Below are 25,428 nucleotides of genomic sequence, written 5' to 3' on the forward strand. Positions count from 1 at the left end.
AACTATGACAATTACAAAATTTGAAATGTATTTTCATAAGGAAACTGATGAGTGGATTATTAAAAACTCAAAAACAAGTGAAGAAGACTTTTTAAGTCATGTACTAGAAGAACGTTTCAATCGTGAGAGTATAGAAATCGAATTTACAGGTTTTATAAGCAAACAAGAAGAAGTAGTAAAAGAAACTTTAGAACCTAAGGTTGAAGAGTCAAAACCTTTTGTAAAAGTAACTGATTATGAAGCAGTACAACATCTATTAGCAGGAGATATAATGTTAGGTATGAATTCGGACACGTATCTTAATTATCATAGAAACCACCCATATCCAGACGGTAAATTATCTTGGAGAGATATAAACGGTAAAGATATGACACCTGAGGGAGAGGTATTAGACTTAGAATTTGTACGTAAAAATGAGTGGTGGATGAAGGAGTGTAGGAAATGAAACGAGTAAAGTTATATTTAGATGATATAACAGGTAATTGGATGGTACAAGACCACGAAACAGAGAAGACATATGATTTAGAAGAGTTGTTGTCTGTACCTTTAGGCGGTGATGTATTAATTACAAACAACAAGTTACCAGTATCAAGAGTGAAAGGTTTTAAAACAGTAACACATAATGAAGCAGTCGAACTTGTTATAAAAGGTCACAAGTTATATACACCAGCTTTAGACAGTTATGTGAAGATTCAAGAGTATCAATTAAAATCTGAACTTGTTTGGAGAGATTTATACGATAATGATATGTCACCTATTTATTCTAAATTAAACTATGATTATGTTCGTAAAAACCAATGGTTGGTAAAGGAGGAAGACTATGAAACAGCCTAAAATTAATATTCAAGGTAAGATTTATAAGGTATTAGAACTAGGTTTCCATTCAAAGACAGGTGAGTTAGATAAGGTATTGTTTCAAATTAAAGAGTATAATCACTGTCATATATTTAAAAAGAATACAATGGTTAATGATAAATTGACAGAAGACTTACCAATTACAGAAACAACAAGACATCCTTATCATGACTATTACCATTCCCCTGACTTAGTAAGTTTACTTATCTTTGACGATGGAAAGAATGACGAAACGTTTGATATACATTCTAGAATTAGATTAGGACAATTTATACGTACATTTCTTGGACTAGACTTAAGTATACATGACTTAAAAGATGTAGTAGATGAACTTCCACAAGAGATTGTGACAAGAGGTTTCGAGTTAGATGTACAAGGTTCTGATGTAAACGGTCTTTTATCTAACTGGGTATGTGAAAATAAAGAGTTAATTAAAAGCAAGAAAACATTTGATAGTGAATATTTAAACTCTATTCGTGAAGCTGTTTTACAAGCTTTAAACGAATATATTACAGATGAACAGGTTCGAGAAGTTGCATTCCATCTTCCTACTGATATTCTAAAACTTGTTGAAGAGTTTGGAAATAATGGGGTAGAGGTATTAGACTACATTTATAGATGGTCTAATGAGCATATTGAACTAATTGAAAGCTTTAAAACTAAGTAAAAGATAAAGGTTGTTGTATATGACTATGCAAAATGTATATTTACTACTTTCTTTAATACTAACATCTATTACGTTAAACTTAGTTGTAATGAAAAGACACAATAAAGATAAAGTAAAGACTCGTCATATTGTTGAGTCTTTACTTTTGACAATAGGAGTAATTGGATTCCATTTACTTTATTTTAATTAAAACAGGAGGGTAAACATGAACTACATAAACACAATCCATGCCGAAACATTATTCTACGTGTTAGGTAGTTTAACAGGGGTAATGACTGTATTTTTCATTTACTTGAAACTAAGAAATCTGTATACAATCAGCAATCATTTAATTAGTACTTTTGCATTAGCAACAGCAGGTTTCTTTATTTACAACTATTTTATTATTCAAAACAGCGGGAGCAACTTTTTAAGTTTACCAGTGATTCATGATTTTATGCGAATAGTAACTCCATAAAGGAAGTGAAACAGGTATGTTATTTACGTTTGTTATACATCTAGAAGGAAGTAAGCAGAGGGGTTTAGTGAAGAGTTTTGACTTCACAATACAAGCTGAGTCTTATGCAAAGAAACTTATATCTGAGAAAGCTGAGACAATCAAGGTAGAAATCTTTCAATACGTAGACAGTAGCTTTATTCTTATAGACAGTGTATATAACGTAGAGAAAGAATAAGAAATTAGGGGTATTTCATCATGAACTCATATGGATGTATTACATTAGGTATTTTCACACTTGTTTGTTTATCTATTCTAAGACGGGCATATAAGGAGAGAAGATTTAGTTTTGTCGAACTACTAATACTAGGTCTATCGACTTATATTCTCGTTTTTGGTTTATATAAAATGTAAGAACTGATTTAAGGTGTAATTTTACCATGAAAAATAGCAATTTAAAACTTTTCATAATTTTGAAAGAAAAATAATAAATTTGCTAACAGGTAGGTATAAATACCTTAACAAAGAAAAATTTTAATAAACGAAATAAGCTTCTGAACTCTATTTATACGTAAAGAACAGATAAGTATAATAGGTTAGATGAAGTAATTGAAAAGAGAACATATTTTAAAAATTTAAGTAACTTTACCTATGAATTACTGTCTGTAGGAAAGAAGAAAACGAGTAAGATTTTTCATCAGTTTTTAACCAAACAGAGGTAAAATCTAGGATAAAACCTAGTTTAATATAATATAAACAGTATAGGAGGTAATACAAATGTATAATTCAAGACGTGATGTATTTGATGGATTAGTTTCCTTGGAAGATTACGCAAAAGTAGTAGAACTTATGCTAAAGTTAGAGGGTGAGAAACTAAAAGCAGAATCAATTCGTAGTGCCGTTAAAGAAATTAGGGGTATTGCACAAAACGAACATGTAGTTACAGAACCCGAATTAAATGAATTTATAAACGATGCTAACCGCATTAAGAACACATTTAATTATGTGGCTGAACATTTCCCTTCAACAAAGTCATTCATTGAAAAGTACATTACTGTTCATACAGAAGTGATTGATAAATCTGTAGACTTTTATCGTAATGGCGGTAGTAAGAAGGATGATAACTTAGAAAACACGATTTGGGGCTAAACTTATGTATGAGATACTGTATGGGGTAGGATTGTTTGTTTACTTTTATATGTGTATTAAAACTCTTTTATATTATAAGAAAACAAATAAAGTAAATGAACTAGGTATTACACTAGTAATTATAATAGGTTTTGGTCTACTTTATTTTATGCCTGAGACTTTAAGAGATATGTTACCTTACTTGGCTACACCTTTAGCTTTTAATTGAGTACCTATTAGACTTGGCGGTCTTGGAACTGGGGTACTACAAAACGAAAGAGGTTATCAAAATGGGTTTACATTCAGGTTTTTATACATTAAACAACAAGGAATTAGAGAAGGAAGACAGATTACATTACAAAACAAAAGCTACAGAGAAATATGACTTTTTCGGTAACGGAATCATATATCAATGGTTTATTCGTAAGGTAATGAACAGCGAACCTTCTTATGATTACTTTAAAATTAACAAAGAAATGGTACAAGAACTACGAGACACATGTGAAAGAGTATGGAACGACCATGAGTTGGGCTATACGGAATTACCATTCAATAAAGTCTGGAGGGGTAGATTCTCTCAAAACGATAAAAGTTATTTCGAGTACATTGAAAAAGCTATAGAATGGTTAGACTTCATACTAGAGTATCATGATTTTGAAAAAGAAACATTATATTATAGTGCAGATTGGTAAGAAAAAGAGCCTATAGACCAATATCTTTTCTTTTAAGATAAAGGGACTATAGGCTCTATGTGAAGGAACTCGGACAATTCTTCATATGTCAGTAAAGAATCATCCTTCAGCGAGAATGGGGTAAACTCGGTATGGGGTTAGGTACATCAATGCCTAAAACCAAAAATTGATGTATAGAACTGAGCGTTAGAGTGTATAGAATGTTTACCCCTTAGTTTAAACGAGTATTGCAAATGTAAGTACTGAGTTTATAAGAAACCGACTATCAATTAGAGGTAGTCGGTTTCTTCATTTATAGATTTACCAATATGAGTGAAGAAAATACAGGTAAATACTGGACGAAATTATAAGAGGTATAAAGTAGCGTAAAAGTAAAATCTACTATAATGAATTTATGAAACTATATTTAATATATTAATAGACAGGAAAGAGGTAAAAGAAATGAGTCAAGTAGTTAACTTAGAAGAGTTATTCGCATTACAAAAAGTGTTAGACACTCGTATCGTATTAGAACATCCGATTCAAGAAGGTGAAGACCGATTAGGTAAGAAGTTCTTAGCGTTAAGTGTTGAGTTATATGAATGGATTAATGAGTTACCTGAGACGTTTAAGTATTGGAGTAACAAGAAGAACAAATACGAAGAATCATTGAAAGAATATGTAGACGGATTACATTTCATTCTATCAATTGGTTTGGAACTTGGCTTTGATACAAAACAAGACATTCATGTAGTATATGGAACAGAGTTTTTAGGGGAAGAATCCTTAGTAGGTTCATTCCATCAAAAGTTTATGATATTCAATACATTAGTAAACAAGGTATATGTTTACCGTGACACAGAACCAAATCAGCATAGTCACAAAGCGTATGTAAACATGTTATCTTCTTACCTAAAACTAGGTGAAGAAATGGGATACAAAACAGAAGATGTAATCATTTACTACAAGCATAAGAACGAAGTAAATCACAAGCGACAAACGAATAATTACTAAGTAAGGAGGGGTAGTATATGTCAGTTGAAGAGTTAAAAGACCAAGAGGTACATGGTGATGAAGAAGATTTTGAAGATGAAGACGAATTAATTGATGAAGAAGACGATGAAGAGTTCATCGAAGAGGAAGAAGACGAAGAACTAGAAGATGACGATGAAGAGGAATTTATTGAAGACGAGGACGAAGAGTTCGAGGAAGAGGATGATGAAGACCTAGAGGAAGATGAAGAGGATTTCGAGGAAGAGGACAAAGACCTTGACGAAGAAGATGATGAGGAATTAGAAGAAGACGAAGATGATTTAGATGAAGACGAACTTGATGATTCAGAAGACGAAACTATCGAAGAAGAATCAGAAGAGGAAGGTCAAGAAATTGAGGATGAACCTGTTATTGGTGAGGGTATATTTCAACCAGTAGAAGAACCGAGTGAGGTATTCCTACAAAACCCTTCTGTTGATTTAGGAAGTGGTATTGTATTAGATGCTAACTCTGGTGAAAACCTAGAAGACCGTCCTAGAGTTGTATTAGAAAAGAATATGGATACAGACGAGATTGAAGATTCTGAGTCTCGTGAAACATTGAGTTTACTAAGTAGTACTTCTGAAACGTTATCTGATATGGGTATAGAAAAGGAAAATTACACGCTAACTTACGTAAATAATATTAAACTTACGAAAATAGCGATTAGTGAGCCAATGAAGAAAGGTAGAGCATCAACAATTGTCGGTTTAACGAAGTCAATCGGTGAATTAGGGGTAGTAACGCCAATTCATTTAATGAAACTAGAAACCGCAGATGAAGATGAAGATTCGGACATGCCAGCTTATCAAACTATTGATGGGTTAAGACGTATCTATAGTTCTGTTAAGAATAACTTAGAAACAATACCTGCAATTGTTTGGGACTTTAAAGATAAACAGAAAGGTAGACAAGCCGCACTTATCTTAGGTCTTACATTAAACCGTCAACAAAAGAGAACATGGTCTGAGATTTGGGATTTATATACTATCTTAGAACGTCAAACTCAAATTAAACCAAACACATTTGAGTCACTCTTCCAATTAGAGGGCGGAGACGCTATGAAATTGAAAGATGTAGTACTAAGTGAGTATACAGAAGTCAAAGAAGAGTTATTTTCTAATGAAAAGACTCTAGAACAATGTTATAAAAACTTACAAAAGCTACGTAAGGAAGAAAATACACTAGAGATTGAAGACCAAACTGGTTTCGCTGATACAAGTGATATGGCAAAAGATGTAGTAGAAGGGGAAGAAAAACCTGAGGTACAGTTGTCTAACGATGAAGTATTAGCTATCCTTGAAATGGGAGAAGCACTAGATAAAGAGATAAACCCTGATGACTTCGGTAGTATGGGAGACATGTTTGGGGAAGTTACACATCAAGATGTGAAGAACCGTAAACCAGTTGACCCAATAATCAAACAACAGACTTTAGCTAGGGATGACTACCGTTGTAGATGTTGCGGAACTGGTGGGAAAGCCTTCTTATCTACGATAATTTTCCATCACATCGTTCCTGTTCATGCAGGTGGACCGGATACTGTAGCTAACGGTTTAACACTTTGCGACTCTTGTCACATCACACTTCATGTAATAGAGCGAAACGGTAGGCTTCCTCTTACAGAAGAAGAATTTAAAGAGTATGAACCAGAAGACCAATGGAGAATCAAAAATATCCTTCATTATGCTCGAATTGCTATCATGGCAGGTAAGAATAAAGGTCTAACTGACGAACAAAGAAAAGAGTTAGCTAAGTCAGGTACAAGACATCGTATGCCAGGTGAAGGAAATAAAGAAAATCAACAAGGTTTTGCTTTATATGAACAAGACCGAGAAGATAAAAAGAAAGAAGAAACTACAGCATAGTAAAGGGGTAGGAAACTATCTCTTTTCTTGCTGAAATTAGGGGACAATGGAGGAACAACGATAATGAATAAAGAGTTTGAATTTAAAGGTGCAGGGAAATCGAAAATAGTAATAGACGGTAATTTCATCCGTATATCTCGTAAAGGGTTTATGAACCTTATGAATCACGGTCTAGGCGGTGAGAAGACAATAGATTTGAATAACGTAACAGGTGTTCAAATGAAGAAAGCAGGACTTACAAACGGTTATATTCAGTTTATCTTTGTAGGTAGTCAAGAGAGCAAGAAGGGTGTATTTGCAGCAACTCAAGATGAAAATACAGTTATGTTTACGAAGAAAGAGCAACCTAAAGCAGAAGAAATTAAGAAGTATGTAGAAAACTTCCTTGCTAACAAAAGTAAACCACAAGTTGCAAGTACAGTAGAATCCGTTAGCATATCAGACGAAATTGTAAAGTTAAACGATTTAAAAGAAAAAGGTATTCTTACAGAAGAAGAATTCCAAGCAAAGAAAAAGCAACTACTAGGGCTTTAATCACAAGAAGGGGTAGATAAACATGGCAAGAACAAAATGGGTTAAGCAACCAAACTTTGAACAATACCACAGTCACCATATTACAATAGAACATTATGGTGAGAAAGTACCAATGTATACAATTTTATTAAACCCGCAGATTGGTAGATATGTGATAGGTAGTTTTTACGCATTCACAAGTGAGTATACACCATTCCAACCACATTTAAACTTCGGTACAGTAGAAGAAGCAAAGAAATACATTGATTCAAACTATAACAAGTAAGTTAGAAAGCCACCTTATATGAAAACGTAAGGTGGTCTTCTTTTAAACGATAAAGGAGGAAAATTACATGTTTTCAAAACGAATGATTATAATCTCTATTCTTTCTATGTTAAGTCTTGCAACTATTATAGACTATAGTAGAGTAGGAGGTAGAAGCCTAACTCATGGGTGTTTACTAGCTATACTAGGTTTATTACTTGTAATATATGTAGAAAAGACGCAAAAGAAAACAAAGTAAACAGCTAAGACAGAAGAAAGAGGTCACACATGAACGAAAGAGGTAAGTTAGCGTGTTTGATTACAGGGGTATTTGCACTAGGTCATATATTCAGTTATTGGTTAATAGGTAGCCTAAACATTATATCTTTTATCTTGTCCTTACTAGGAGGGGTAGCAGGATTTTGGGTACTAGCTAGACTAGAAGGTGTAATTTAAAGAATAGGAGGAACGATAAATGAAGAAAATAGAAGTAGTTTCAGCAGTTTGTTTCTTTTTGGTTGTAGTTGTATCAAACTTACTATTAGAAGCCTTATTCGATAACTTAGAGTTATCTATTGTAATCAGTGTAGCGTTAGGTATCTTAGTATACTACGGTTTTGATATGAAGAACAAAGAAGTAACTACACAAGACGGGTAGCTTGTGTAACAGGGTAAGGAGGGAAGTTTATGTGGAAGAAAAGCATAGACTATTGGTATCCAGTCCTAGCAGGTGGCGTTATGGGTGTGTTTGTAGGAGATATGTTATTCGAGTCTGAACTGATTGGTGCTACGTGGGGTATGGCAGTAGGTTTAGCGTTTATACCGAGTATCAAACCAAAAGGTAAGAAAAGGGAAGATGGGGAAGATGAGGAAGAGAAAGAAAAGAGGATTTTATGACAGCAAGACTATATAAAGAAGTAGGAAGAACATTAAGAGTACAGAGAAAGCAACAAGGTCTATCATTAGACTCCGTATCAAAACAGGTAGGTATCAGTATAAACTACCTTTCTGAGTTAGAGAAGGGTGATAAAGGGAAAGTACCTTCTGATAATGTCCTTCAACGGTTAATAACTATATTAAACTTAAATGAGAAAGAGTTATACGTGGGTTTCGGAAAGATTCCATTATCGGTAGTAGAAGAGTTACAAAGTAATGAGAAACTATTAAGTATATTATATGGAGTAATTCACAATCCAAACGTATCAAGAGAAGACTTCTATAATGACATGCAGAAACTATATTTTAAATACGCAAGTAGGTCACAGGGGTAGGTCGTTAGACTTACCTCTTTTCTTTATCCTGTACTTGACAAATCAAGAAACTTATGTTATAATAGTAGTATGGTAAATGAGAGAAAATACATAAGGAGTGTTGAAAATGGCAAGTAGAGAACAGAGTTATGTAATTTTAGTTACGAAAGATACAGACGTGAAGGAATTAGAGAAAAACTTTCCTGATATTAAACAAAACGCTGATTTGTTAGAAGATACAGTTCATTTACAAAGAAAAGATGTAGTAGTAAATTGGGAGTACTACAATCAAATACTAGAAACAGTTAATAATTATCAAGAAACAGAAGAATATAAATCAATAGCAAGAGTTTATACGAAACTATATCATTCTACGATTAGTAGAATATTACATATCACATTTGATTTAGATTTAAGAAGACTTGGTTACGAAGGTTGTACTACAGATTTTGAAGAGATATTAAACTTCATTTTACTGGAAAACATAACATTAAGCACACAAATTCCATTAGAAGGTGGAGAAACAACAGAGCAAGTAATTGTTACTTCTGAACAGTTACAGAAGTATTTAATGTATACAGAAACATACCGAAAAGGAAGTACAAGTATAAATCTTATTACTGAGTTAAGTGGGTATAAACCAGAATATAAAGAAGGTAGTAAAGAATTAGATTTCTCAAATGCACCGAAACGATTAGCTTTACCAATCAATCATGTAACAAAGAATTACGTTACATTTGAAGGAGATAAAACGTTAATTAGTTTTAAGTTAGTTACAAACGGTGGGGTAGAGTTATTCTTAAATAGACTTTTAACATTTACAAATACAGACTACGAACTAGAAATTGTAGACTTACAAAAAGCATTTGAAAAAGTACATGAGAATGATTTTGTTTACTTTAACTTACTTTGCAATGAAAAAGCAGAGTCAGACGTAATACGTTTGGTACTAAGTTTGATTCGAGAAACAATTAATGTAAGCCCTCTACAAGAAACTACAATTATGTCTGTCTTAGTTCAAAGAGGGGTAGACAAAGAAATTACGTCAGAAAGTAGTTATTACTTTGTAACTGGTAAAGGATATACGCATGTTACAAAAGGAGAATACCATAACATGGTAGACCAATATAAAGAACATTTAACACAAACAAATGCAAATCTATTTGGATATGCAACATTCATGTAAGGAGGAAGAAACGATATGTCAAATGCTATTTTAATAGATGTACAAGATAATAAAGAATTAATGGCAAGACTTACAAATGTAGCAGACCATTTATCTCCATATAGAGTAGTAGAAAGAAGAGGTTTCTTTCCAATTCGTAAAGACGTAGAAGTACAATTTGATAACTATAGAAAATATAAACCCGAAGTATTCTTTAGCCCTGAGGAACTAAAAGAATATAATAACTACTTAGAATTTCGTGAGAAACTGAAAAATGTTTTAACATATGGTAATGTAACTTTAAATTTAGGAATTAAACTAGAAGGTAAAAAGAATCTTTCAGACGCATATCTTGACTATGTGATTGAATTAATTATGGAAAAAGATGGAGACGCAAGTAAACTAGAAGTTAACTTAGATAAGTTCTATATTAAATTAGAAGGTAGTAAAGTGTACAAATTCAACCAGTATAAACGTATGTATGAAAGAGTACAAGAGGGATATCGAATTATTAATGATTTACAAGGTAAAGAAGACCCTTATTATGTAAAGATTCCAATTAACCGTAATACACTACCATTTTTAGATAAGAACAAGAATGGTTTAACAGCTAAATACTTATACAGTTATACATTCAAAAAGAATTTACGTACAGACCGATTAATTCAACGTTTCTTAACTGAATTTGAATCATCAGACAGTATTGAAATTACAGATTTATCATTTAATAAAAACTATGTTTACTTAGATATTGTTTGTTCTGCGATTCGTCAGAAAGAGGTAATTGCAATCTTCAAGCATGTATTTGATGAAACAGGTGATAACAAATTAAAAGACTATTATGTTATGGTACAAGTACACAATATGAACCTGTCACTAGAAAATGAGCATTCTTACTTTATTCTAGAAGGAGACTGTAAGTTTCAAATAGGGGAACTTGAAATTCTATCTGATAATTTCATGGAATTTCCGATGTATTGGTTAAGTAACGGTGAATCTTACTGTTAAACGATATAATTTTAAAGGTAACTTATCTTTTCATACAAGGACTATATGTTTAAAAGCATGTAGTCTTTTTATTTACTAACTTTTAGTAGAACTAACTTGACAAAACAGGTAACTTTTGGTATAATAGAAGAGTAATAAAATTCAGCTTACAAGGTAGTAAGCAATCAGGAGGTACTGATAATGGAGAAAGTAAGCAAAGAAAGAGAACAAACTGGGTTTTTCATTCAAGTATTGGAAGGTGAATTAGAAAAACGCAAAAACCTTTCAGAAAAAGTATTAGAAACTCACTCGAACGGGGTATCGAATCTACATATCTTTCCTTATCGTAAGAAAGTAGAGTTAAAACAAGATATTTTAGATTTAGACGTGATGTCTTATACCTATAGTTATTTAGAAGAAGATATAAACAAATATACTTCTTTACGTAAACTGATAAAGAAAGCCTTTAACGAGGAAGTTTTCGATTCCTTAACGTTTAAGGAGAAGGAAGAGTTGTTCTTCAAGCAAGGAAACAATGAAGTAGTCTATACAGATAAAAATTACAAGAAACATACAGTTACAAAAGAAGAATATGATTTATTCTTTAAGAGACGAAAAGCATATAATCAAGCGATGGAATTTTACAATGTTAGAGAACATGTAAACTCCGAAGATTACTTACCAATTAACAGAGCCACAAAGCATTATATTAAATTTAATAAAGAACAAGTATTGGTTTCACTTAGACTTGAGTCATCTAATTATAGAACAGGTAGAATTACAAGTAAATTCATTTCTTGTCTCCAAAACTTTATAAAAGATACGGGTATTGAAATTGTGAACATTGACCAAACGGAAAATGCTACTTATGTAAACCTTTTAAGTGAGAAAGAGAATTTCATGTTAAACGGTTTAAGAGAAGTAATTAGTCAATGTGAGTTATATAGAACAGAAGAAAGTTTCAATTACAACTTAGAAGTAGAAATAGAACGAAATTTACATCAAGAAAACTATAGTAAAGATTGGTATTACTTCTTTACTGGAAATAAGTACGAAGAATTAAAAGATATGTTTAAGAAACAGGAATCAAACTTCTTAGCACATCCATTATATAAATAAAAGTAGGAGGGTAAACAATGAATCACATGGATAAAGTTTGTATCATACTTGGGGTAGACTTATTTGAAAAGTTTAATATCATAAAAGAGCGTCCTAACATATTCCAAAAGAATATCAGAAACCCTTACTACTTTACTGACGAGGGTTTAATGAATAGTTTCGGTGTGTTAGATAATCAATTTCTAGCAGACTTACTTGTTGGTAGTTTAAAACTAGAGAAAGTAAACAGGTAAGGTGGTTAAAATGGACAAAACCGTTTATGTAGAACTAAGAGAATCACCAACAACTGGATATATTTCAGTTTCCAATATGTTTCACATGAAAGACCTAGAATCTAAGTATGAACACTACGTAGAAATATGTAAGAGTATTGGTAACAGGTATGAGTCTTTGAAGGGGTATGAACTATCATTTCTATTATTAACTGTCACATATGATGGTAGAAAAAGAAGTATAACCGATGAAGACATTATGAAGGCTATGCTTAAACTAGGTTACGTTACACAAGTAGGAAACAGTATGTTAGGTGGATTTTATTTAAAAACACCTAAGTTAACTCAATTATTAGCAGACAAACTAGCTGAAAGAAAGTCTTTAGTTGGTATAATATAAGGGGTAGGTCATTAGACTTACCTCTTTCTTTATACCTACATTTGACATTTTAGGTAACTTATGGTATACTATAATAGTAAAGTTATGAGATTTATAGAGGTAGTTATCTTTCTAAACCATACCTTTACAAATAAAACTGAAGAGGTGTTTTAAGTGTCAAACTTAAACGTAACAAACCATGATGATGTAGCTTATACTGAATTAACAGGCAATAGTCTTTTAGTTCGTATAACACCAAACGATTCTACATGTTTTCGTAATACTCTAGTAACAAAACTGAATATTGCATTAGGATTTGATATTCTTGATAATGTAGACACATCAAATGTTATTATGTACAGAAAAGATGTATCTATAGACAATGTAAGTATTAAGAGTTCTGAGGAATACTGTAAGTTCTTTAGAACAGATTATAATACAAAGGTATTAGATGTATTAGACTTATCACTAAGAGAGTCCATTTCCAGTAGAAGATTAGATACAGAAGAGAGTGAGTATCTAGAGCAGTGGGGTATCGAAGAAGGAACTGATATAGAAGTTCATTTAAAAGAAGCCTTAAAACTGTTTTTAAAATATAATGGTTCAGATTATGCATTAAACGTAGCAGGTTTAAATACGAAGCATACTTTTGAAGTAGGAGACGTTGAAAGATATTTAAAATATTTATCAGAAGATAATAAACTTAGTTTATTCAAATTAATACGTTCAAGATTAAATACAAACAATAACCTACCAATTAACTATGCTACAAAAGATTTTATTAAGGTCAAGAAAGGAAAAACTTTGGTAAGCGTTACAGTAAACGATGATTACGATTCAAGTGAGTTAATCAATAAATTCATTACAGAGTTGAATAAACTACATGAAGGTGTAGTAGATTTTGTTAACTTTGCAAAAGAACGAGGTAGAATTCATTTTAACATTTTATGTGACAATAAAGACGCACAAGATATGTTAGACTTAATTGCTCTTTTATATACTAACTTATATGGAGAAACAAGCCTAGGTATAAGAGAAGACTTTTATTGTAATATTGAAATTGAGAAAAGTCTATCTCATGAGGGTTATGAACGTGATATCTATTGTATTGTTCAGGGGTATGAATTTGAACCCGTTATAAGTTTCTTAGAAGAGTTAAGAGCAGAAGACGAGTCAAGATACGAAACAGATATGGTTAAGCTAATTATAGGTTAGATTAAACTAGGTATTCCAGTTTATTGACTCCTAATATCCTATTGGCACGTAGGTTTTAAATAGTTACAATATATCTTGGTCGTTATATTGTAGGAACAAGTCAATAAACTGTTAACCATAACGGGATAAGTCATTTAGACTTATCCTTTTATTTTTGGTTGAACTTGACAAATAAAGAAACATATGGTATAATATAAGAGTAAGCAAAATAAATCCTACAAGAGAGTAGGTAAGGAACAGGAGAGACTGTTAAATGAACAAAGTAGATGAAGTAAGACCAGTAGAGGAAGATGTAATTGTATTTAATTCAACAGGTAAGCTACATAAGGATAAAAACCTTTTAACTGAAAAGAGAACTAAAGTATTTGAGTTGATAACTTCTCTTAGAAATAGTTTAAAACCAGAACCAAAGTCAAAAACATATTATTACAGAAAGTCAGTAAAATTAGATTTAGAACAAGCAGATAAAGATTCTAATTCTATGGAAGAATTAGATAAAGATATAAAACGTAGGGTTAGTCAGTTCAATACATTTGTTATGAACCGTCTGAAAAGAGGGACTTTAGGACAGTATTATCCTTTTAGTGAGATAGAAGATTTAGACAAGTATAAATTTAAAGACATCAAATTTTTACGTAATAAAGTAATAGAAGAGTACAAAACAATTACGTTTACTTCTTTGTCAGGTGAAGAGTTAACAATAACAGAAGAAGAATATGAATTACATTCTCACCATATGAAGTTAAGTTCAAAAGGTAAACATCTATTTAGAGTATTAAACGAATTAGGTTATTGGATAGAAGACATGAGGGAGGAAGAAAGAATTCCTGTAATGTGGAAGACAATACCTTATATCCAGTTTGAAGATAATAAAACGTTTGTAGAGTTCAGTTTTAGTACATTATTTTCAGATATGGAAACAAAGACGAATATAATTATCAATCAACTTATAACTGAATTAGAGAAAACAGAAGGTATCGAAGTTGTTAACTTATATTACATGAAATCTTATGCAAAATTCGGGGTATTGTGTGATAACGAACAGCTAACGGAGGTATTAGACTCTTTTGCTAGAAGTTATAAACGTAGTAGTTACTTAAAAGCAAAAACTTATGCAGTCGAGATTGATGCAACTGTTGATATTGGTAATGAAGATAAGGAAACAGTAGAGTTCTACAAAGTGTTAGAAGGTGAATACTTCAAACCTGTATATGATATGTTAGAACCTACAGATGAAACATTATTCGGATATAACGTATACTTGTAAAATACGTTTATCATAGATAAAGTCCTACAGAGGGTAGGCAAACTAAAGACAGAAGGGTCTGAATAGAAATGAATACAAATCAAAAAGAGACAAAGATAAGTAGCTTTGTTATTCTTCCGCAAGAAGGGATTAAAAATTTAGTAGATGCTATGAATAGGTCTCAACTGATTATGGAAACGTTAAGGGAAGTAAATAAAGAAAAACTGAAAGTTGATTTTAATACCTATCCTTTTAGAAAGCAATTTGAAATAGATGAAGACAAGTATAATGCAGATAAGAAACTAGCAAGTGAATATGATTTTGAACAAAATAGAAATTGTTCTAGGTTTTCTGTACTTTTACATTCGTTATTTAACCCTTTAAAGAATAAACATAGACTGTTTTTTAATAATAAAACACTAACTGATTACGAAGGCTTATCTAAACAAGAAGTAATAGACAGGTTGTTTGAAGAAGGTAAAGGTTCGGTTACTTATACAGACCATAGAAGACGGGAAGTAACAGTAACAAAAGGAGATTTTGAAAGATTTCAATCTGTAAAACAAGCACATATACATGTAAAACGATTTGATACTTTTGTAGAGAAGATAGGTTCTAGAGACTTTATACCATTTTGTTTAGAAACATCAAGGTATATAAAAATAAAAGAGGGTTATTCTAAGATTCATTTTGAACTCCCTAAACATAATATGGTAAGAAAGAATTTATCAAATGATATCATCAAATTAATGATTACGGAAGCAAACAAGTATGAAAGGGAAGATGTAGAAGTTGTTGATTATAGTCATACAATAACATTTACTTATTTCACTATACTATGTAAAACTGATAAGATAGAAGGAATGTTAGCTAGTTTCTTCAGAATATATAAGTTACAAGAAGAATTTATCGAAAAATACGATGAACCTTATTATACTTATGTATCAGTAACAAAGGATATAGGGACTGAGAACAGAGAAAATAAATGGTATCAAGTATTTACAGGTACACCATTTAATTGTATAAAAGAGAGTTCATTGTTTGAGAAACAAGAAGAACTATTCCACAGATTTTCAGCAATAAAGTAAGGTATCAGGATGTTAGTTATAAACTAGCGTCCTTTTCTTATGTAACTATGTTGACATTTTAGGAAACTTATGGTATAATAGTTATATAAAGAGTAATAGTAAGAAAGTAGTTTTACAGATAGACAGGAGGAAGTAACAATGGCAATGAGAATAGACGAACTAGTAAACGCAGAACAGAAGGTATTTATTGTAAACATGCGACCTAAAAATGGAAGTGAAGAATTAGAAATAGAGAAACGTCATATGATTTCAACAACATGTATGAGTTTAAAAGGTAGAAAAATTGTACAACCATATAATGATAATACGTATCCATATAAAAAGAATGTAAACATCAATGAAAATACGTATAACAGTATGTTAGCTAAAATAGACAAGGTATATAAAGGTAGAGGTTTTAACATCGTGTCTATCTGTAAGGATTTCCGAAACATGGTAAGACAGTCTATTAAAGATGGTACACTGAGACAGAACTTCGGTGTAGATGAAAATCAAGTTAGGGGTATGAACTTCCGTCAGATTATAGACTGTATCTTTGAACAGCATAAAGGTAAAGTAGACGTAGAATTATCAGGTAAGTCTAGTTTAAAAATTACACTAACTCAAAAAGATTTCCTAGAGTGGATAGAAGCTAAAAGCTATTTAAAGGAAATTGAGTCATTAGATAACGTACTAAACATGGTAGGTGTAGATAATCAGAACCTAACTGGTAAGAAGAAGTTACCAATTACATTTGAAACAAAGAAATTCATTAAATTTGATAAAGGGTTGAGTTTAGTTAGTTTCAGACTAGATTATACAAGTCAAGAAAAGCGTGAATATACAAGAAGATTCTTGCAAAAAGCAATCATGAAAGCAGAGTCGCAAGGGGTAGAAGTAGTAAACCTGTCTTATTCAAAGCATTTCGGTCTATTGAACTTACTTGTACCAAATGAACGAGCAAATGAATGTATTAAACTGTTCTTAGACATGTTTCCAAAACATGTACAAAATCAGCTATATAGTATGAATTATCATCTAGACGTAGAGGTAGAAGAGAATATTGGTCAAGAGAATTGTAAGTCAGAATGGTACTACCTTTTAAACGGAAGTCGATTTAATAGAATTAAAGAGAGTCTAGAGAAGGAAGAAGGAACATTTTTCGGATTCCCAATGTACAAGTAAGGTGAAGAACAGTATCTACCACACTATGTATCTATTAGTCTAGTCAAACTTTGGAAGAAATATGAAAATGAGAGTAAAAGACGGTTTCCATTTTATCGAACAAGAGCAAGTAGGAGTATAAAATTATGATAGTATTTCTATGAAACTAGGAAAAATAAGAGAAAGACAGGTGATAGAGAAGTGTGGCAAGGTCAAAATGAGCCTGAACAGAAAAGTAAGAACTTATTAATAGGGGTATCAGTCGCTTCTGTCTTATTGTTAGGTGGCGTAGGATATGGTGTTTATTCTTACTTTACAAAACCTACAAAAGTAGAAGTAAAATCAGTTGAGAAGTCAGAGAAAAGTAAGGTAAACACCAAATCAGATGTCATCTTACAGAAAGATGTAGGTAAAGACATTGAGATTGATAACTCAACTGGGTATGAAGCAGACGTACAGAAGAAGATTGATGAAGGAACAAACATTATGAAAGAGCAAGAGGGTAAGCAAGGAGACTCCTTAACTCAATTATCTGACCGTTTTCAAGCATTTTTGAATAGGAAACCAGTAATAGGTGAAGGAGATTCTTACTTATTCCAAGGTAAGATTAGTCTAAAACAGTATTATGTAAAAGAAACTGGTATTAGCGTTTCACTAGGTTCAAATGGTGAGATACTAGCATTCTTCTTAGATGTAAAAGACGGAGAATTAAACAACAAGTATATTCCAGTTGTAACAGGTGAGAATTTCACAATAAACCTAGATACGGCAGGTAGTAATTTAGGGGTAAAACTTGAAAACACCGATAAATGGGATATCAAACAGTACAATGCAGATAAGTATGTCGTATATAAACTAAATAAAGGGGTAGATGGTCTTGAGGGTGGCTTTGAGTTCAAGTAAACTATCTAAACATATAAGGTACTTACTTCCTTTTCTACTAGTCGGTTTATTCTTTATCGTACCACATAAAGCAGAAGCGAAACGAGCACCACATGTTGAGGAATACATTAACAAGAACAAACAAGCCGCTATAGACGTAGGTAGAAAATACGGTATCTTCCCATCACAGATTTTAGCACAAGGTGGTTTCGAGTCAAACTGGGGTAGAAGTTCAGTTGCAAAGAATAACAATAACTTCTATGGTATTAAAGGTAGTGGGGCATATAGAAAGTATGCAAGTCCCGCTGAATGTATGGAAGACTTCGTTACAAACTTCTATGTAACGAAATTAAAGTCTTATGAAGACATCATTAAAGCAACTTCACCCTATGGAATAGGTAAGTTATTGTACATAGACTATGCACCACCTGGTGATGGTACAAATGCTGAGTATCTAACTTCCTATGAATCTATTGTTGCAAATTACGATGTTGTTCAATATGATAAAATTGCATTTCCTGACGGTGTGAAACGTCACCCTAAGATATCAGAAGTACGAGCAGGGAAGAGAGACAACTTCACTTACGAAGAAGCGGGTAAAATTGATTACAGTGGTAAAGAAGTTGTTGTAACAGATAAAGATGTAAAAGCAGACGGTACTACTGAGCAAAAGGTAGAACAACCAAACCCTAACGGTGGTCAACCTACTGAAAACGTAGTAATACAACCGAAATTTACTTTCTCTGAGGATGCAATTAAAGGTATGCCGAAGAAGAGAGACTGGGAAGAAGAGAAGCTACCTGAGTCTAAGAAATCAGACTTAGCTTTAGAAGAACATAGAAGTTTAGAGAAATGGAAACAAGAATCTGATACACCAATTGCTGATAAGGTAACAAAAGGGTTTAGAACCGCAGTTTCATTATCAGGTATCATTTTATTCTTCTATGGACTACTGATTATTATCGCCTATATCTTTGATAGAGTCACGATAACGGAGTGGAAAGCGTTACCTGTCATTACAAAGAACCGATTGTTTGCAGTAAAAGACAAGGAAGACTCCACTTATCGCATAAACGCACCACAAGAAGGCTCAAAAGGTATAACGATAGCAGACTTATGTAAGGTACAGTTCTTTATTATAGGGTTGGCAATGTGTCTCTTAAACGGTTGGATTTACACATTTGTAGACGTGATTATAAGAGGTTTTGCAAACGCCCAACAATACCTAAGTGGTTTGTTTTAAAGAGGTGAGACAGTGAAGATAAAAACATTATTACCTCTAGTGGTAGTTATTGTAGCAATAGTTTTTCTTGTAAACCTAAATTTAAAGAACTTCAATGAAATTGTACCTAAACAAGAAGGTAAGCCTGTAACAGCAGAAGTAATAGATAAGAAATACAGAGTAGACACAAAAGTAGGTAAGGTTCATGAAGTAACTTTAAAGGTAGGAGAGAAGACTTACAATACACTTATTAAAGAAGAGTTGTATTCTAAAGTCGATAATGGTACACGGCTAGAAGTGTTACAGTATAAAGACAGAGTAAAGTTATATGACAGTTATGATTTAAAGTAAGAATCATAAGGGGTATGTTAATAAACAAACCTAGTGAAACATAAGAAGTTAAGTGGAGGTATCAAACATGAGAAAAGGATTACTAATCGCATTCATTGTACTTATAGGGGTAGTTGGATTTGGCGGTTATAAGTACAAAACATTAGATAAGACAGCATTTGCAGAAGGTAATAAGATTCTAGCAGAAGTAACATATGTCTCTGAAAAAGAAGACCAAAAGGTACAATTAGAAGTTGGTGGAGAACAGATTGAAGTAAAAATGAACAAGGAAAAGATTAAGTCAATAAAAGTAGGAGACAGGGTAGAAGCAGTAAAATATGGTGATTCTTACCGTATAGACCCTGAGTATAGATAGTATGGATAAAGAAATGACTAGAACTGATAAGGTTGTAGCTTTAAGTATGGTTTCTATAGCTTTTCTTTATATGTCTTTTAACCTGTATCTTAGTTTACAAGATAATCAGACTGGTAATGTTATCATGAGTATAGCTATACTAGGTATTATGATTCTACCTATCCTAATCAGACGTAAGAAACTAAGTCCTGCATTTGCTTTATTAGTTATCGTTATGGTTGCAGTATCCTTGATATTAACAATAAACATCCATCAACAAAAAGAAATAAACTTTGTAAAACGAGGAACACCCATTGAGGTAACGGTAGTAGACAAGATGGAGAGACAGCGTGATGCTTCTATTAGATACTATGTATATGTAGATGCAAACGGAAAGAAAGTTCAATCTGAAATACGAGATAGACAAACATTTAAGAAGATACAAGAAGGTAATAAGATTCAAGCTATTGAGTACAGAGGTGAAGTAAAACTAGAAGTAGAAATAGCAGAAGAGTATGAGAGAAGTCAGACTATGTTTAAAAGAAATAAGTAAGAAAATAACTGGTAAACCAATAAGGTCTGCCAGTTTCTTTTGTAATAAATTCACTAAGGGGTAGATAAACTCCAAGAAATACGAGGTGTAAAGCTTGAAACGGATGAAAAATCAAATGAACTTACTAGTAAAGGTACTGTTAGTTGTTCCAATTGCGTTTCTATTCTTTTTCAGCAATATGACGAACGAAACAATTGTATCAGCAAATAATGGTGATTATAAGACTTGGAAACAATACGAAGGAGACTGGGCTGATAGGCTTTATGTATCTAAATATGGTCAATACAAGTTCGGAGACCATGTAGGTATGGCAAACAAGAGTAAAGGTATGGGAACAATGGCAGACTGGGGTTGTTACTTAACCGCAATGGCAATTCAAATTGGTAAGTCTGGAACCGGACCTGCCGATAACGACCCTTGGAAGTTTGCTGAACATATGCATAAAGGCGGTTATATGTTAGCAGGGAACGATTCTTTAGTACAAAACGAGAAAGATGGAGTAAACACGTATACAGGTGGTAAGTTTCGAGCGCACGAGCCATTCAGACAAGATGTAGGCGGTAAGTCTAAGGAGCAGAAAATTGCAGCCATTAAAGCAGTATTAGACGCAGGTGGTTATCCAATCGTTCGTGTAGGGCTAAACGGTGGTACTCACTTCGTAGCAGTAGATAGAATCGAGGGAGACAAAGTTGTTCTTATGGACCCAGGTTCATCTAAAGACGACTTATTTGCAAAATATGGTTCTACAGTCAATCAGGTTCGTTTCTTTGAATCAGACACACCGTCAACAAATGCAAACGGTAATGGTACAGGTGGTGGAGCACAACAACCAACTGGAGAAGGTGGCGCACAACCACAACAACCTACAAAAGAACAGCAAGAAAAGATTAATATTGCAAGAATGGAATGGGATGAAGGTAAAATTAAAGGTCTTCCAAAACCTCGTAACTGGGAAGAAGACCCTGTACAAATCGCGCATTTAAGTGAGTTAGATACAATCCAACATCAATCTTTAGAAAAGTGGAAGAAAGAAGTTAAACAAGAAGAAAAGATAGACATGGTTAAATATGCTAGAACTGGGTTAATGTTAATTGGTATCTTACTGTTAGTCTTTAGTTTAATTTATTTAGTAGCTTATATGTTTGATAGAGTTTCCATGTTTGAATTCAAGTTATTTGAATGGTTAACATTAGGTAAACTTACACCATCAGCTACAGGAGATAGTACTTTCCTTAGAAACAAAGAACAGCAGTACGGACCGAAGTTAGTAAACTTACGAGATTTCCTTATCGTTGAGTTTTTATTAATTGGACTGTCTATGTTACTGTTAAGCGGAAGTATCTTCTACGTCATTGAAGTAATTATAGACTTCTTTAGAGCCATGACAAATTATATTTCAAATCTCTAATACAGGGGTAGGATAACGAGACGGTTTACAATACGTAGACCGTCTTTTTCTATGCGTAAATAGAGAAAGTAACTTGTATCCTATAATCAGACAAATATAAAGAAACATGCTTTAATTTATGGAACAATATTTCTTAACTAATTGACAAATGCGGAAACTTATGGTATAATATAGGTATAGTTAAGAAATATAGAAAGTCGAGAAAGGGGTACACAATAGAATGGAAGTAGTAGACGGGGTAAACCAAGAAAAAGTAGAACTACACTATGCAGAGGATGGAGACTTCTTTAAAGGGGTATATTATGCTTCAATTATCTCTATTCATTTTTATGCATTAGTATTTGGGTTAATTAGATTATGTTTTTATAACTAGAAAGGAAACGTTAGAGAATGAAAGTGATAACGGAAGAGGTAATGGGTACATACCTATCAAACTTTAATAACGATTTCAGACGAGTAAGGTTAGAGTTACAAATATCAGAATATGAAAAATCAGATTATATTCCAATAGAAAGACTTCTTTATATTTCAGGAGACTATGGGTTAAGTCTTGTAAGATTACATTTAGAGAAGAGTTTATCTTTCAAAGATATGGGAGCAAAACTAGGGTTACAAAGTAAACTATTGGAGAAGTATTGTAAAGAGAAGTTCAGTGATTCTGTTCTACAAGCACATAAACAGAGAGTAGAAAAGAAAGAACTAGAAGAGTTAAGCAAAAAGGTTGGAAGAAGTCGGACATTGAAATCCAATGAAATACCGCTTCATTTTGATTCGAATGTAAGAACAAGAAGACCGAATACAGTAATTAAGAGTTTAGACGAGGTAAGGGAAGTTGTAAAACCGCTTCTAAGTTATGGAATTACAGTGACAGGTATTTGTCGTAATTTTGGTATTGTAGAGTGTGATAAGGCAAAACTGAAAATACCAAAACCAAAAATAGATGTAGAGTTAGCAGACAAGATATGGTCAAGTCTGTATAAACAAGTATATAATGACCCTTATTTCTTATATGAGACGTTGGATAGATACAATAAGTTTTCATTATCGGAAGAGGTAAGAAAGCATTTACACTACTGTATTAAAGACCGAAACAAGAATATCAATCTTTATGTAAGGGGTAAGACGGTAGTAAGAAGTAAGAATAAACGATTAATGGATAAGAAACCAGTAATTGTATAAAATACAGGGAGGTTTTTTACAAATGGATTTAACACAAGCGAAAGAACGAGTACGTTCAGATATTCATAATGGAAATTTAGTGTCAGAACTAGAAAATCATGAGTCACAACAAGAGATTCAATTATTTTTAGAAGGTGTAAAACCAGCATTACTACTTAGAAACAAAGGTCAAATTGTAGAGAGTTTAGTAACTCATTTCCCTTCGGTATCCTTTCCACACCGATTCGGTCAAGTGTTAATCTTCCAAAACGGGGAAGACTTAAAGCAATTCATTTTAAACGGAACATTCATTAGAGTAGAAAAGCCGATTCTAGACTACAAAACAAGTGAACTCGGTTCAGTTTTAGGGTATCCTCCAAACGCTTGTGAAGTGTTTAAGTTAAATGGGTTAAAAGAGAACATTGCAAAATCAACAGGTAAAGACCCAATAGATATGATTGAATTATATCCAGTAGACTATCATGGTATCAAGTTCTTTACAAGTTTAGACCACTTTGAAGAAGATATTGAGTGGTTACTCGCAAAAAGACCAGTACCAACTCATTTAGAAACGGTTATTACAATCGAATTAGATAAACCAAACGGTAAGCGTTTAGTTGTAAAGTATGAAGACTTCGATTTACATTATGCGAAAGAGTTAGAGCAATCATGCTAACAACAAGGGAAGACCTGTTAAACGAGTTAAGAAAGCTGAATGCAGAAAATAAAGTATTACTATTCGTAGCAGGGATAAAACCCGCATTAACAAGTACAAGATGGAGTTCTGTAAGGGAACTTCTAGAAGCAAACTTTCCTTTTATTCCTTTAAAGCAGAAAAGAACAGGTAAAATTAATATGAACTTGTATTTTCAAACTGAGGAACAAAAAGAAAGATTCGTGAGAGAGTGTACAGATGATGGAAGATTTACATGTCATATCAAACTAGGTTTAGAGTTAGGTTTTCCACCTTTCGCTTGTGAAGTAGTAGGTAAGAATATAAACCTAAAAGATGATGTACATGAGAAGTATAAGGACTATGGCGAACATTGGCTTGCTCATAATGATTCTGTTCTAAACCAAGAGTTAGAAGAACGAGGTTATATAAAAGACACGATTGGAATCAATTATCACGGTGTACAATTTGGAATGGAAAGAGGAACAGCAAAAGAAACCTATGAGTGGTTACTGGAAAACATGCCAGTTCCTTCTAACCTACAAACAGTTGTAATCGTAAAGGATAACTTTACATTTAAAAAGATAGAGCAGTATATACAAGAAAACGAGGTGTAGTAAATGTTAGTATCTGAAATGAAACACACAGAGGGGTATCAGTTCAATGAATTGACTTTAGCTTTAGTTCCAAACAACTGTTTCTCATGTGGTTCACCTTTAAAAATCAACCCTGTATTAACACATCTAACTTGTAGTAATCCTAGATGTATTGATAAGATTACGTTACGAACAGTAGCGATGTTTACTCAATTAGGGGTAGTTGATATTGGAGAACCTACAATCAAGAAACTGATTCGAATTTTTGGTATTGATTGTCCGTTAATCTTTTTCTGTTATGAACCGTCAGATTGGCAGTCAGTTTCCTATGAAAATTACAATGAGTCATTAAAGCGTAAGATAGACGATGTATACGGTCAGTTAGCAAATAAGCGTGATATGACTTTAACACAATTTATTCAAATTGCAAACCTACCTAACGTACAGACAAGTGCTGATAAACTGTTTGAAGATATCAATACTTTAGATGAGTTTTATGAGCAACTAGAATCAGGTGGGGTAGCATATATTCAGAAGAAGTTAGGGATTCAAAGAGAAAACTCTTTAAAGAGCTATAAACTGTATGAAACATTTTTAGAGTATAAGAAAGATTTGCAATCCGTGTTAAGTACAGGCTTCATTAATATCATTGCAGACACAAGAGCAGATATTAGAATTAAAGCAGTATGCACAGACGAGGTAGGCGCACCGTTCAGAAAGAAAGCAGAGTTCTACACGTACATGGATGAGAACTTTGGTGATAAAATTTATATAGACTGGGGTAAATCAGCAACAAAATCAATGGATGTATTAATTTGGGCAGGGGCAGATGGAACACCTGCAAGATATACAAACAAGGTTCAGAAAGCAGAGAACTGGAATGAGCAAGGAGAAGGGATTCCAATTCTTACAGCGAATCAGTTCATTGAAATCGTACAAGGAAGTGCAAACGGTCAATCTGTATTAGATACGCTAGAGAGTTTAGGTTAAACTATTAAATAAAAATATTTTA

General features: G+C 32.8%; 38 protein-coding genes. All 38 read left to right on the top strand.

Annotation, left to right across the window (positions count from 1 at the left end):
* The first annotated feature begins 4 nt into the window (after nt 1-4).
* Nucleotides 5-445 carry a hypothetical protein gene (locus ASE54_RS25640; RefSeq protein ID WP_000156437.1) on the top strand — a complete coding sequence of 147 codons (441 nt, stop codon included), beginning with the start codon at nt 5-7 and terminating at the stop codon, nt 443-445.
* Nucleotides 442-834 (top strand): hypothetical protein, encoded by a 393-nt coding sequence (locus ASE54_RS25645; RefSeq protein WP_000832275.1) that lies wholly within the window; start codon nt 442-444, stop codon nt 832-834. The genes ASE54_RS25640 and ASE54_RS25645 overlap by 4 nt, the downstream gene beginning before the upstream one ends.
* Entirely contained in the window at nt 821-1,522 is a 702-nt protein-coding gene (locus ASE54_RS25650; RefSeq protein WP_000812883.1) for a hypothetical protein, read from the top strand. The genes ASE54_RS25645 and ASE54_RS25650 overlap by 14 nt, the downstream gene beginning before the upstream one ends.
* Nucleotides 1,523-1,541: 19 nt before the next feature.
* Nucleotides 1,542-1,712, top strand: a complete 171-nt coding sequence (locus tag ASE54_RS35965; protein ID WP_000178729.1) for a hypothetical protein — start codon at nt 1,542-1,544, stop codon at nt 1,710-1,712.
* Nucleotides 1,713-1,727: 15 nt separating this feature from the next.
* The gene (locus tag ASE54_RS25655) at nt 1,728-1,979 is read left to right on the top strand and encodes a hypothetical protein (RefSeq protein ID WP_001106780.1); all 252 of its coding nucleotides are present in this window, start codon (nt 1,728-1,730) and stop codon (nt 1,977-1,979) included.
* A 16-nt stretch (nt 1,980-1,995) separates the two neighbouring features.
* Entirely contained in the window at nt 1,996-2,196 is a 201-nt protein-coding gene (locus ASE54_RS25660; protein ID WP_000899488.1) for a hypothetical protein, read from the top strand.
* A gap of 20 nt (nt 2,197-2,216) precedes the next feature.
* Entirely contained in the window at nt 2,217-2,372 is a 156-nt protein-coding gene (locus ASE54_RS35970; protein WP_153578734.1) for a hypothetical protein, read from the top strand.
* A gap of 363 nt (nt 2,373-2,735) precedes the next feature.
* Nucleotides 2,736-3,107: a hypothetical protein gene (locus ASE54_RS25665; RefSeq protein ID WP_000282839.1), complete on the top strand. Its 372-nt coding sequence runs from the start codon at nt 2,736-2,738 to the stop codon at nt 3,105-3,107.
* A gap of 269 nt (nt 3,108-3,376) precedes the next feature.
* Nucleotides 3,377-3,778 (top strand): hypothetical protein, encoded by a 402-nt coding sequence (locus ASE54_RS25675; RefSeq protein ID WP_000522847.1) that lies wholly within the window; start codon nt 3,377-3,379, stop codon nt 3,776-3,778.
* A gap of 441 nt (nt 3,779-4,219) precedes the next feature.
* The gene (locus tag ASE54_RS25680; RefSeq protein WP_000084747.1) at nt 4,220-4,771 is read left to right on the top strand and encodes a dUTP diphosphatase; all 552 of its coding nucleotides are present in this window, start codon (nt 4,220-4,222) and stop codon (nt 4,769-4,771) included.
* Nucleotides 4,772-4,788: 17 nt separating this feature from the next.
* The gene (locus ASE54_RS25685) at nt 4,789-6,657 is read left to right on the top strand and encodes an HNH endonuclease (RefSeq protein WP_057187516.1); all 1,869 of its coding nucleotides are present in this window, start codon (nt 4,789-4,791) and stop codon (nt 6,655-6,657) included.
* Between the two features lie 63 nt (nt 6,658-6,720).
* Nucleotides 6,721-7,191 (top strand): DUF4429 domain-containing protein, encoded by a 471-nt coding sequence (locus ASE54_RS25690; RefSeq protein ID WP_001030971.1) that lies wholly within the window; start codon nt 6,721-6,723, stop codon nt 7,189-7,191.
* 22 nt (nt 7,192-7,213) lie between these two features.
* Entirely contained in the window at nt 7,214-7,456 is a 243-nt protein-coding gene (locus tag ASE54_RS25695; protein ID WP_000124639.1) for a hypothetical protein, read from the top strand.
* Between the two features lie 67 nt (nt 7,457-7,523).
* Entirely contained in the window at nt 7,524-7,694 is a 171-nt protein-coding gene (locus ASE54_RS35975) for a hypothetical protein (RefSeq protein ID WP_003299273.1), read from the top strand.
* A 29-nt stretch (nt 7,695-7,723) separates the two neighbouring features.
* On the top strand, nt 7,724-7,891 hold the full coding sequence (locus ASE54_RS35980) for a hypothetical protein (protein ID WP_001005715.1): 168 nt from the start codon (nt 7,724-7,726) through the stop codon (nt 7,889-7,891).
* Between the two features lie 19 nt (nt 7,892-7,910).
* On the top strand, nt 7,911-8,093 hold the full coding sequence (locus tag ASE54_RS25700; RefSeq protein ID WP_000717866.1) for a hypothetical protein: 183 nt from the start codon (nt 7,911-7,913) through the stop codon (nt 8,091-8,093).
* Nucleotides 8,094-8,122: 29 nt separating this feature from the next.
* A complete protein-coding gene (locus tag ASE54_RS25705) occupies nt 8,123-8,332 on the top strand; it encodes a hypothetical protein (RefSeq protein ID WP_000265658.1) in 210 nt (69 codons plus the stop codon).
* The gene (locus ASE54_RS25710) at nt 8,329-8,706 is read left to right on the top strand and encodes a helix-turn-helix transcriptional regulator (RefSeq protein ID WP_000126982.1); all 378 of its coding nucleotides are present in this window, start codon (nt 8,329-8,331) and stop codon (nt 8,704-8,706) included. The genes ASE54_RS25705 and ASE54_RS25710 overlap by 4 nt, the downstream gene beginning before the upstream one ends.
* Before the next feature lie 106 nt (nt 8,707-8,812).
* Entirely contained in the window at nt 8,813-9,871 is a 1,059-nt protein-coding gene (locus tag ASE54_RS25715) for a hypothetical protein (RefSeq protein WP_000168238.1), read from the top strand.
* Between the two features lie 15 nt (nt 9,872-9,886).
* Nucleotides 9,887-10,858, top strand: coding sequence for a hypothetical protein (locus ASE54_RS25720; protein WP_000063414.1), 972 nt, complete (start codon nt 9,887-9,889; stop codon nt 10,856-10,858).
* 180 nt (nt 10,859-11,038) lie between these two features.
* Nucleotides 11,039-11,956 carry a hypothetical protein gene (locus ASE54_RS25725; protein ID WP_000416968.1) on the top strand — a complete coding sequence of 306 codons (918 nt, stop codon included), beginning with the start codon at nt 11,039-11,041 and terminating at the stop codon, nt 11,954-11,956.
* Nucleotides 11,957-11,973: 17 nt separating this feature from the next.
* Nucleotides 11,974-12,189 carry a hypothetical protein gene (locus ASE54_RS25730; protein ID WP_001016262.1) on the top strand — a complete coding sequence of 72 codons (216 nt, stop codon included), beginning with the start codon at nt 11,974-11,976 and terminating at the stop codon, nt 12,187-12,189.
* Nucleotides 12,190-12,199: 10 nt separating this feature from the next.
* Nucleotides 12,200-12,568, top strand: a complete 369-nt coding sequence (locus ASE54_RS25735; RefSeq protein WP_000361932.1) for a hypothetical protein — start codon at nt 12,200-12,202, stop codon at nt 12,566-12,568.
* Between the two features lie 153 nt (nt 12,569-12,721).
* Nucleotides 12,722-13,762, top strand: coding sequence for a hypothetical protein (locus tag ASE54_RS25740; RefSeq protein WP_000067612.1), 1,041 nt, complete (start codon nt 12,722-12,724; stop codon nt 13,760-13,762).
* Nucleotides 13,763-14,015: 253 nt separating this feature from the next.
* The gene (locus tag ASE54_RS25745; RefSeq protein WP_001044904.1) at nt 14,016-15,029 is read left to right on the top strand and encodes a hypothetical protein; all 1,014 of its coding nucleotides are present in this window, start codon (nt 14,016-14,018) and stop codon (nt 15,027-15,029) included.
* A 68-nt stretch (nt 15,030-15,097) separates the two neighbouring features.
* Entirely contained in the window at nt 15,098-16,096 is a 999-nt protein-coding gene (locus ASE54_RS25750; RefSeq protein ID WP_001095669.1) for a hypothetical protein, read from the top strand.
* A 138-nt stretch (nt 16,097-16,234) separates the two neighbouring features.
* Entirely contained in the window at nt 16,235-17,260 is a 1,026-nt protein-coding gene (locus tag ASE54_RS25755; protein WP_001251470.1) for a hypothetical protein, read from the top strand.
* 180 nt (nt 17,261-17,440) lie between these two features.
* Nucleotides 17,441-18,142, top strand: coding sequence for a hypothetical protein (locus ASE54_RS25760; protein WP_000267711.1), 702 nt, complete (start codon nt 17,441-17,443; stop codon nt 18,140-18,142).
* Nucleotides 18,123-19,364 carry a glucosaminidase domain-containing protein gene (locus ASE54_RS25765; protein ID WP_001218587.1) on the top strand — a complete coding sequence of 414 codons (1,242 nt, stop codon included), beginning with the start codon at nt 18,123-18,125 and terminating at the stop codon, nt 19,362-19,364. Before ASE54_RS25760 ends, ASE54_RS25765 begins: the two co-directional genes overlap by 20 nt.
* A gap of 12 nt (nt 19,365-19,376) precedes the next feature.
* Nucleotides 19,377-19,694, top strand: a complete 318-nt coding sequence (locus ASE54_RS25770) for a hypothetical protein (RefSeq protein WP_000695600.1) — start codon at nt 19,377-19,379, stop codon at nt 19,692-19,694.
* Nucleotides 19,695-19,761: 67 nt separating this feature from the next.
* A complete protein-coding gene (locus ASE54_RS25775; protein WP_001225404.1) occupies nt 19,762-20,049 on the top strand; it encodes a hypothetical protein in 288 nt (95 codons plus the stop codon).
* A 13-nt stretch (nt 20,050-20,062) separates the two neighbouring features.
* Nucleotides 20,063-20,581, top strand: a complete 519-nt coding sequence (locus ASE54_RS25780; RefSeq protein WP_226790172.1) for a hypothetical protein — start codon at nt 20,063-20,065, stop codon at nt 20,579-20,581.
* A gap of 103 nt (nt 20,582-20,684) precedes the next feature.
* On the top strand, nt 20,685-21,989 hold the full coding sequence (locus tag ASE54_RS25785; protein WP_000795854.1) for a hypothetical protein: 1,305 nt from the start codon (nt 20,685-20,687) through the stop codon (nt 21,987-21,989).
* 220 nt (nt 21,990-22,209) lie between these two features.
* A complete protein-coding gene (locus ASE54_RS36550; RefSeq protein WP_000454197.1) occupies nt 22,210-22,362 on the top strand; it encodes a hypothetical protein in 153 nt (50 codons plus the stop codon).
* Between the two features lie 17 nt (nt 22,363-22,379).
* Entirely contained in the window at nt 22,380-23,168 is a 789-nt protein-coding gene (locus tag ASE54_RS25790) for a hypothetical protein (RefSeq protein WP_000864834.1), read from the top strand.
* A gap of 22 nt (nt 23,169-23,190) precedes the next feature.
* A complete protein-coding gene (locus ASE54_RS25795) occupies nt 23,191-23,823 on the top strand; it encodes a hypothetical protein (RefSeq protein WP_000366432.1) in 633 nt (210 codons plus the stop codon).
* Nucleotides 23,817-24,437, top strand: coding sequence for a hypothetical protein (locus ASE54_RS25800; protein WP_000958428.1), 621 nt, complete (start codon nt 23,817-23,819; stop codon nt 24,435-24,437). The genes ASE54_RS25795 and ASE54_RS25800 overlap by 7 nt, the downstream gene beginning before the upstream one ends.
* A gap of 3 nt (nt 24,438-24,440) precedes the next feature.
* Nucleotides 24,441-25,406 carry a hypothetical protein gene (locus tag ASE54_RS25805; protein ID WP_000961303.1) on the top strand — a complete coding sequence of 322 codons (966 nt, stop codon included), beginning with the start codon at nt 24,441-24,443 and terminating at the stop codon, nt 25,404-25,406.
* Nucleotides 25,407-25,428: the final 22 nt, after the last annotated feature.

The sequence above is a fragment of the Bacillus sp. Root131 genome (assembly GCF_001429475.1).
In the GTDB taxonomy this organism is placed as follows: Bacteria; Bacillota; Bacilli; order Bacillales; family Bacillaceae_G; genus Bacillus_A; species Bacillus_A thuringiensis_S.

Coding starts and splice junctions, on each gene's coding strand:
- ASE54_RS25755 (WP_001251470.1), top strand. CDS start 16,235: ATGGCAATGAGAATAGACGAACTAGTAAACGCAGAACAGAAGGTATTT.
- ASE54_RS25655 (WP_001106780.1), top strand. CDS start 1,728: ATGAACTACATAAACACAATCCATGCCGAAACATTATTCTACGTGTTA.
- ASE54_RS25785 (WP_000795854.1), top strand. CDS start 20,685: ATGAAAAATCAAATGAACTTACTAGTAAAGGTACTGTTAGTTGTTCCA.
- ASE54_RS25680 (WP_000084747.1), top strand. CDS start 4,220: ATGAGTCAAGTAGTTAACTTAGAAGAGTTATTCGCATTACAAAAAGTG.
- ASE54_RS25735 (WP_000361932.1), top strand. CDS start 12,200: ATGGACAAAACCGTTTATGTAGAACTAAGAGAATCACCAACAACTGGA.
- ASE54_RS25675 (WP_000522847.1), top strand. CDS start 3,377: ATGGGTTTACATTCAGGTTTTTATACATTAAACAACAAGGAATTAGAG.
- ASE54_RS25780 (WP_226790172.1), top strand. CDS start 20,063: ATGACTAGAACTGATAAGGTTGTAGCTTTAAGTATGGTTTCTATAGCT.
- ASE54_RS25700 (WP_000717866.1), top strand. CDS start 7,911: ATGAAGAAAATAGAAGTAGTTTCAGCAGTTTGTTTCTTTTTGGTTGTA.
- ASE54_RS25745 (WP_001044904.1), top strand. CDS start 14,016: ATGAACAAAGTAGATGAAGTAAGACCAGTAGAGGAAGATGTAATTGTA.
- ASE54_RS25690 (WP_001030971.1), top strand. CDS start 6,721: ATGAATAAAGAGTTTGAATTTAAAGGTGCAGGGAAATCGAAAATAGTA.
- ASE54_RS36550 (WP_000454197.1), top strand. CDS start 22,210: ATGGAAGTAGTAGACGGGGTAAACCAAGAAAAAGTAGAACTACACTAT.
- ASE54_RS25720 (WP_000063414.1), top strand. CDS start 9,887: ATGTCAAATGCTATTTTAATAGATGTACAAGATAATAAAGAATTAATG.
- ASE54_RS25665 (WP_000282839.1), top strand. CDS start 2,736: ATGTATAATTCAAGACGTGATGTATTTGATGGATTAGTTTCCTTGGAA.
- ASE54_RS25775 (WP_001225404.1), top strand. CDS start 19,762: ATGAGAAAAGGATTACTAATCGCATTCATTGTACTTATAGGGGTAGTT.
- ASE54_RS25795 (WP_000366432.1), top strand. CDS start 23,191: ATGGATTTAACACAAGCGAAAGAACGAGTACGTTCAGATATTCATAAT.
- ASE54_RS25790 (WP_000864834.1), top strand. CDS start 22,380: ATGAAAGTGATAACGGAAGAGGTAATGGGTACATACCTATCAAACTTT.
- ASE54_RS35975 (WP_003299273.1), top strand. CDS start 7,524: ATGTTTTCAAAACGAATGATTATAATCTCTATTCTTTCTATGTTAAGT.
- ASE54_RS25730 (WP_001016262.1), top strand. CDS start 11,974: ATGAATCACATGGATAAAGTTTGTATCATACTTGGGGTAGACTTATTT.
- ASE54_RS25725 (WP_000416968.1), top strand. CDS start 11,039: ATGGAGAAAGTAAGCAAAGAAAGAGAACAAACTGGGTTTTTCATTCAA.
- ASE54_RS25800 (WP_000958428.1), top strand. CDS start 23,817: ATGCTAACAACAAGGGAAGACCTGTTAAACGAGTTAAGAAAGCTGAAT.
- ASE54_RS25750 (WP_001095669.1), top strand. CDS start 15,098: ATGAATACAAATCAAAAAGAGACAAAGATAAGTAGCTTTGTTATTCTT.
- ASE54_RS25705 (WP_000265658.1), top strand. CDS start 8,123: ATGTGGAAGAAAAGCATAGACTATTGGTATCCAGTCCTAGCAGGTGGC.
- ASE54_RS35965 (WP_000178729.1), top strand. CDS start 1,542: ATGACTATGCAAAATGTATATTTACTACTTTCTTTAATACTAACATCT.
- ASE54_RS25685 (WP_057187516.1), top strand. CDS start 4,789: ATGTCAGTTGAAGAGTTAAAAGACCAAGAGGTACATGGTGATGAAGAA.
- ASE54_RS25645 (WP_000832275.1), top strand. CDS start 442: ATGAAACGAGTAAAGTTATATTTAGATGATATAACAGGTAATTGGATG.
- ASE54_RS25660 (WP_000899488.1), top strand. CDS start 1,996: ATGTTATTTACGTTTGTTATACATCTAGAAGGAAGTAAGCAGAGGGGT.
- ASE54_RS25710 (WP_000126982.1), top strand. CDS start 8,329: ATGACAGCAAGACTATATAAAGAAGTAGGAAGAACATTAAGAGTACAG.
- ASE54_RS25640 (WP_000156437.1), top strand. CDS start 5: ATGACAATTACAAAATTTGAAATGTATTTTCATAAGGAAACTGATGAG.
- ASE54_RS35970 (WP_153578734.1), top strand. CDS start 2,217: ATGAACTCATATGGATGTATTACATTAGGTATTTTCACACTTGTTTGT.
- ASE54_RS25805 (WP_000961303.1), top strand. CDS start 24,441: ATGTTAGTATCTGAAATGAAACACACAGAGGGGTATCAGTTCAATGAA.
- ASE54_RS25650 (WP_000812883.1), top strand. CDS start 821: ATGAAACAGCCTAAAATTAATATTCAAGGTAAGATTTATAAGGTATTA.
- ASE54_RS35980 (WP_001005715.1), top strand. CDS start 7,724: ATGAACGAAAGAGGTAAGTTAGCGTGTTTGATTACAGGGGTATTTGCA.
- ASE54_RS25715 (WP_000168238.1), top strand. CDS start 8,813: ATGGCAAGTAGAGAACAGAGTTATGTAATTTTAGTTACGAAAGATACA.
- ASE54_RS25695 (WP_000124639.1), top strand. CDS start 7,214: ATGGCAAGAACAAAATGGGTTAAGCAACCAAACTTTGAACAATACCAC.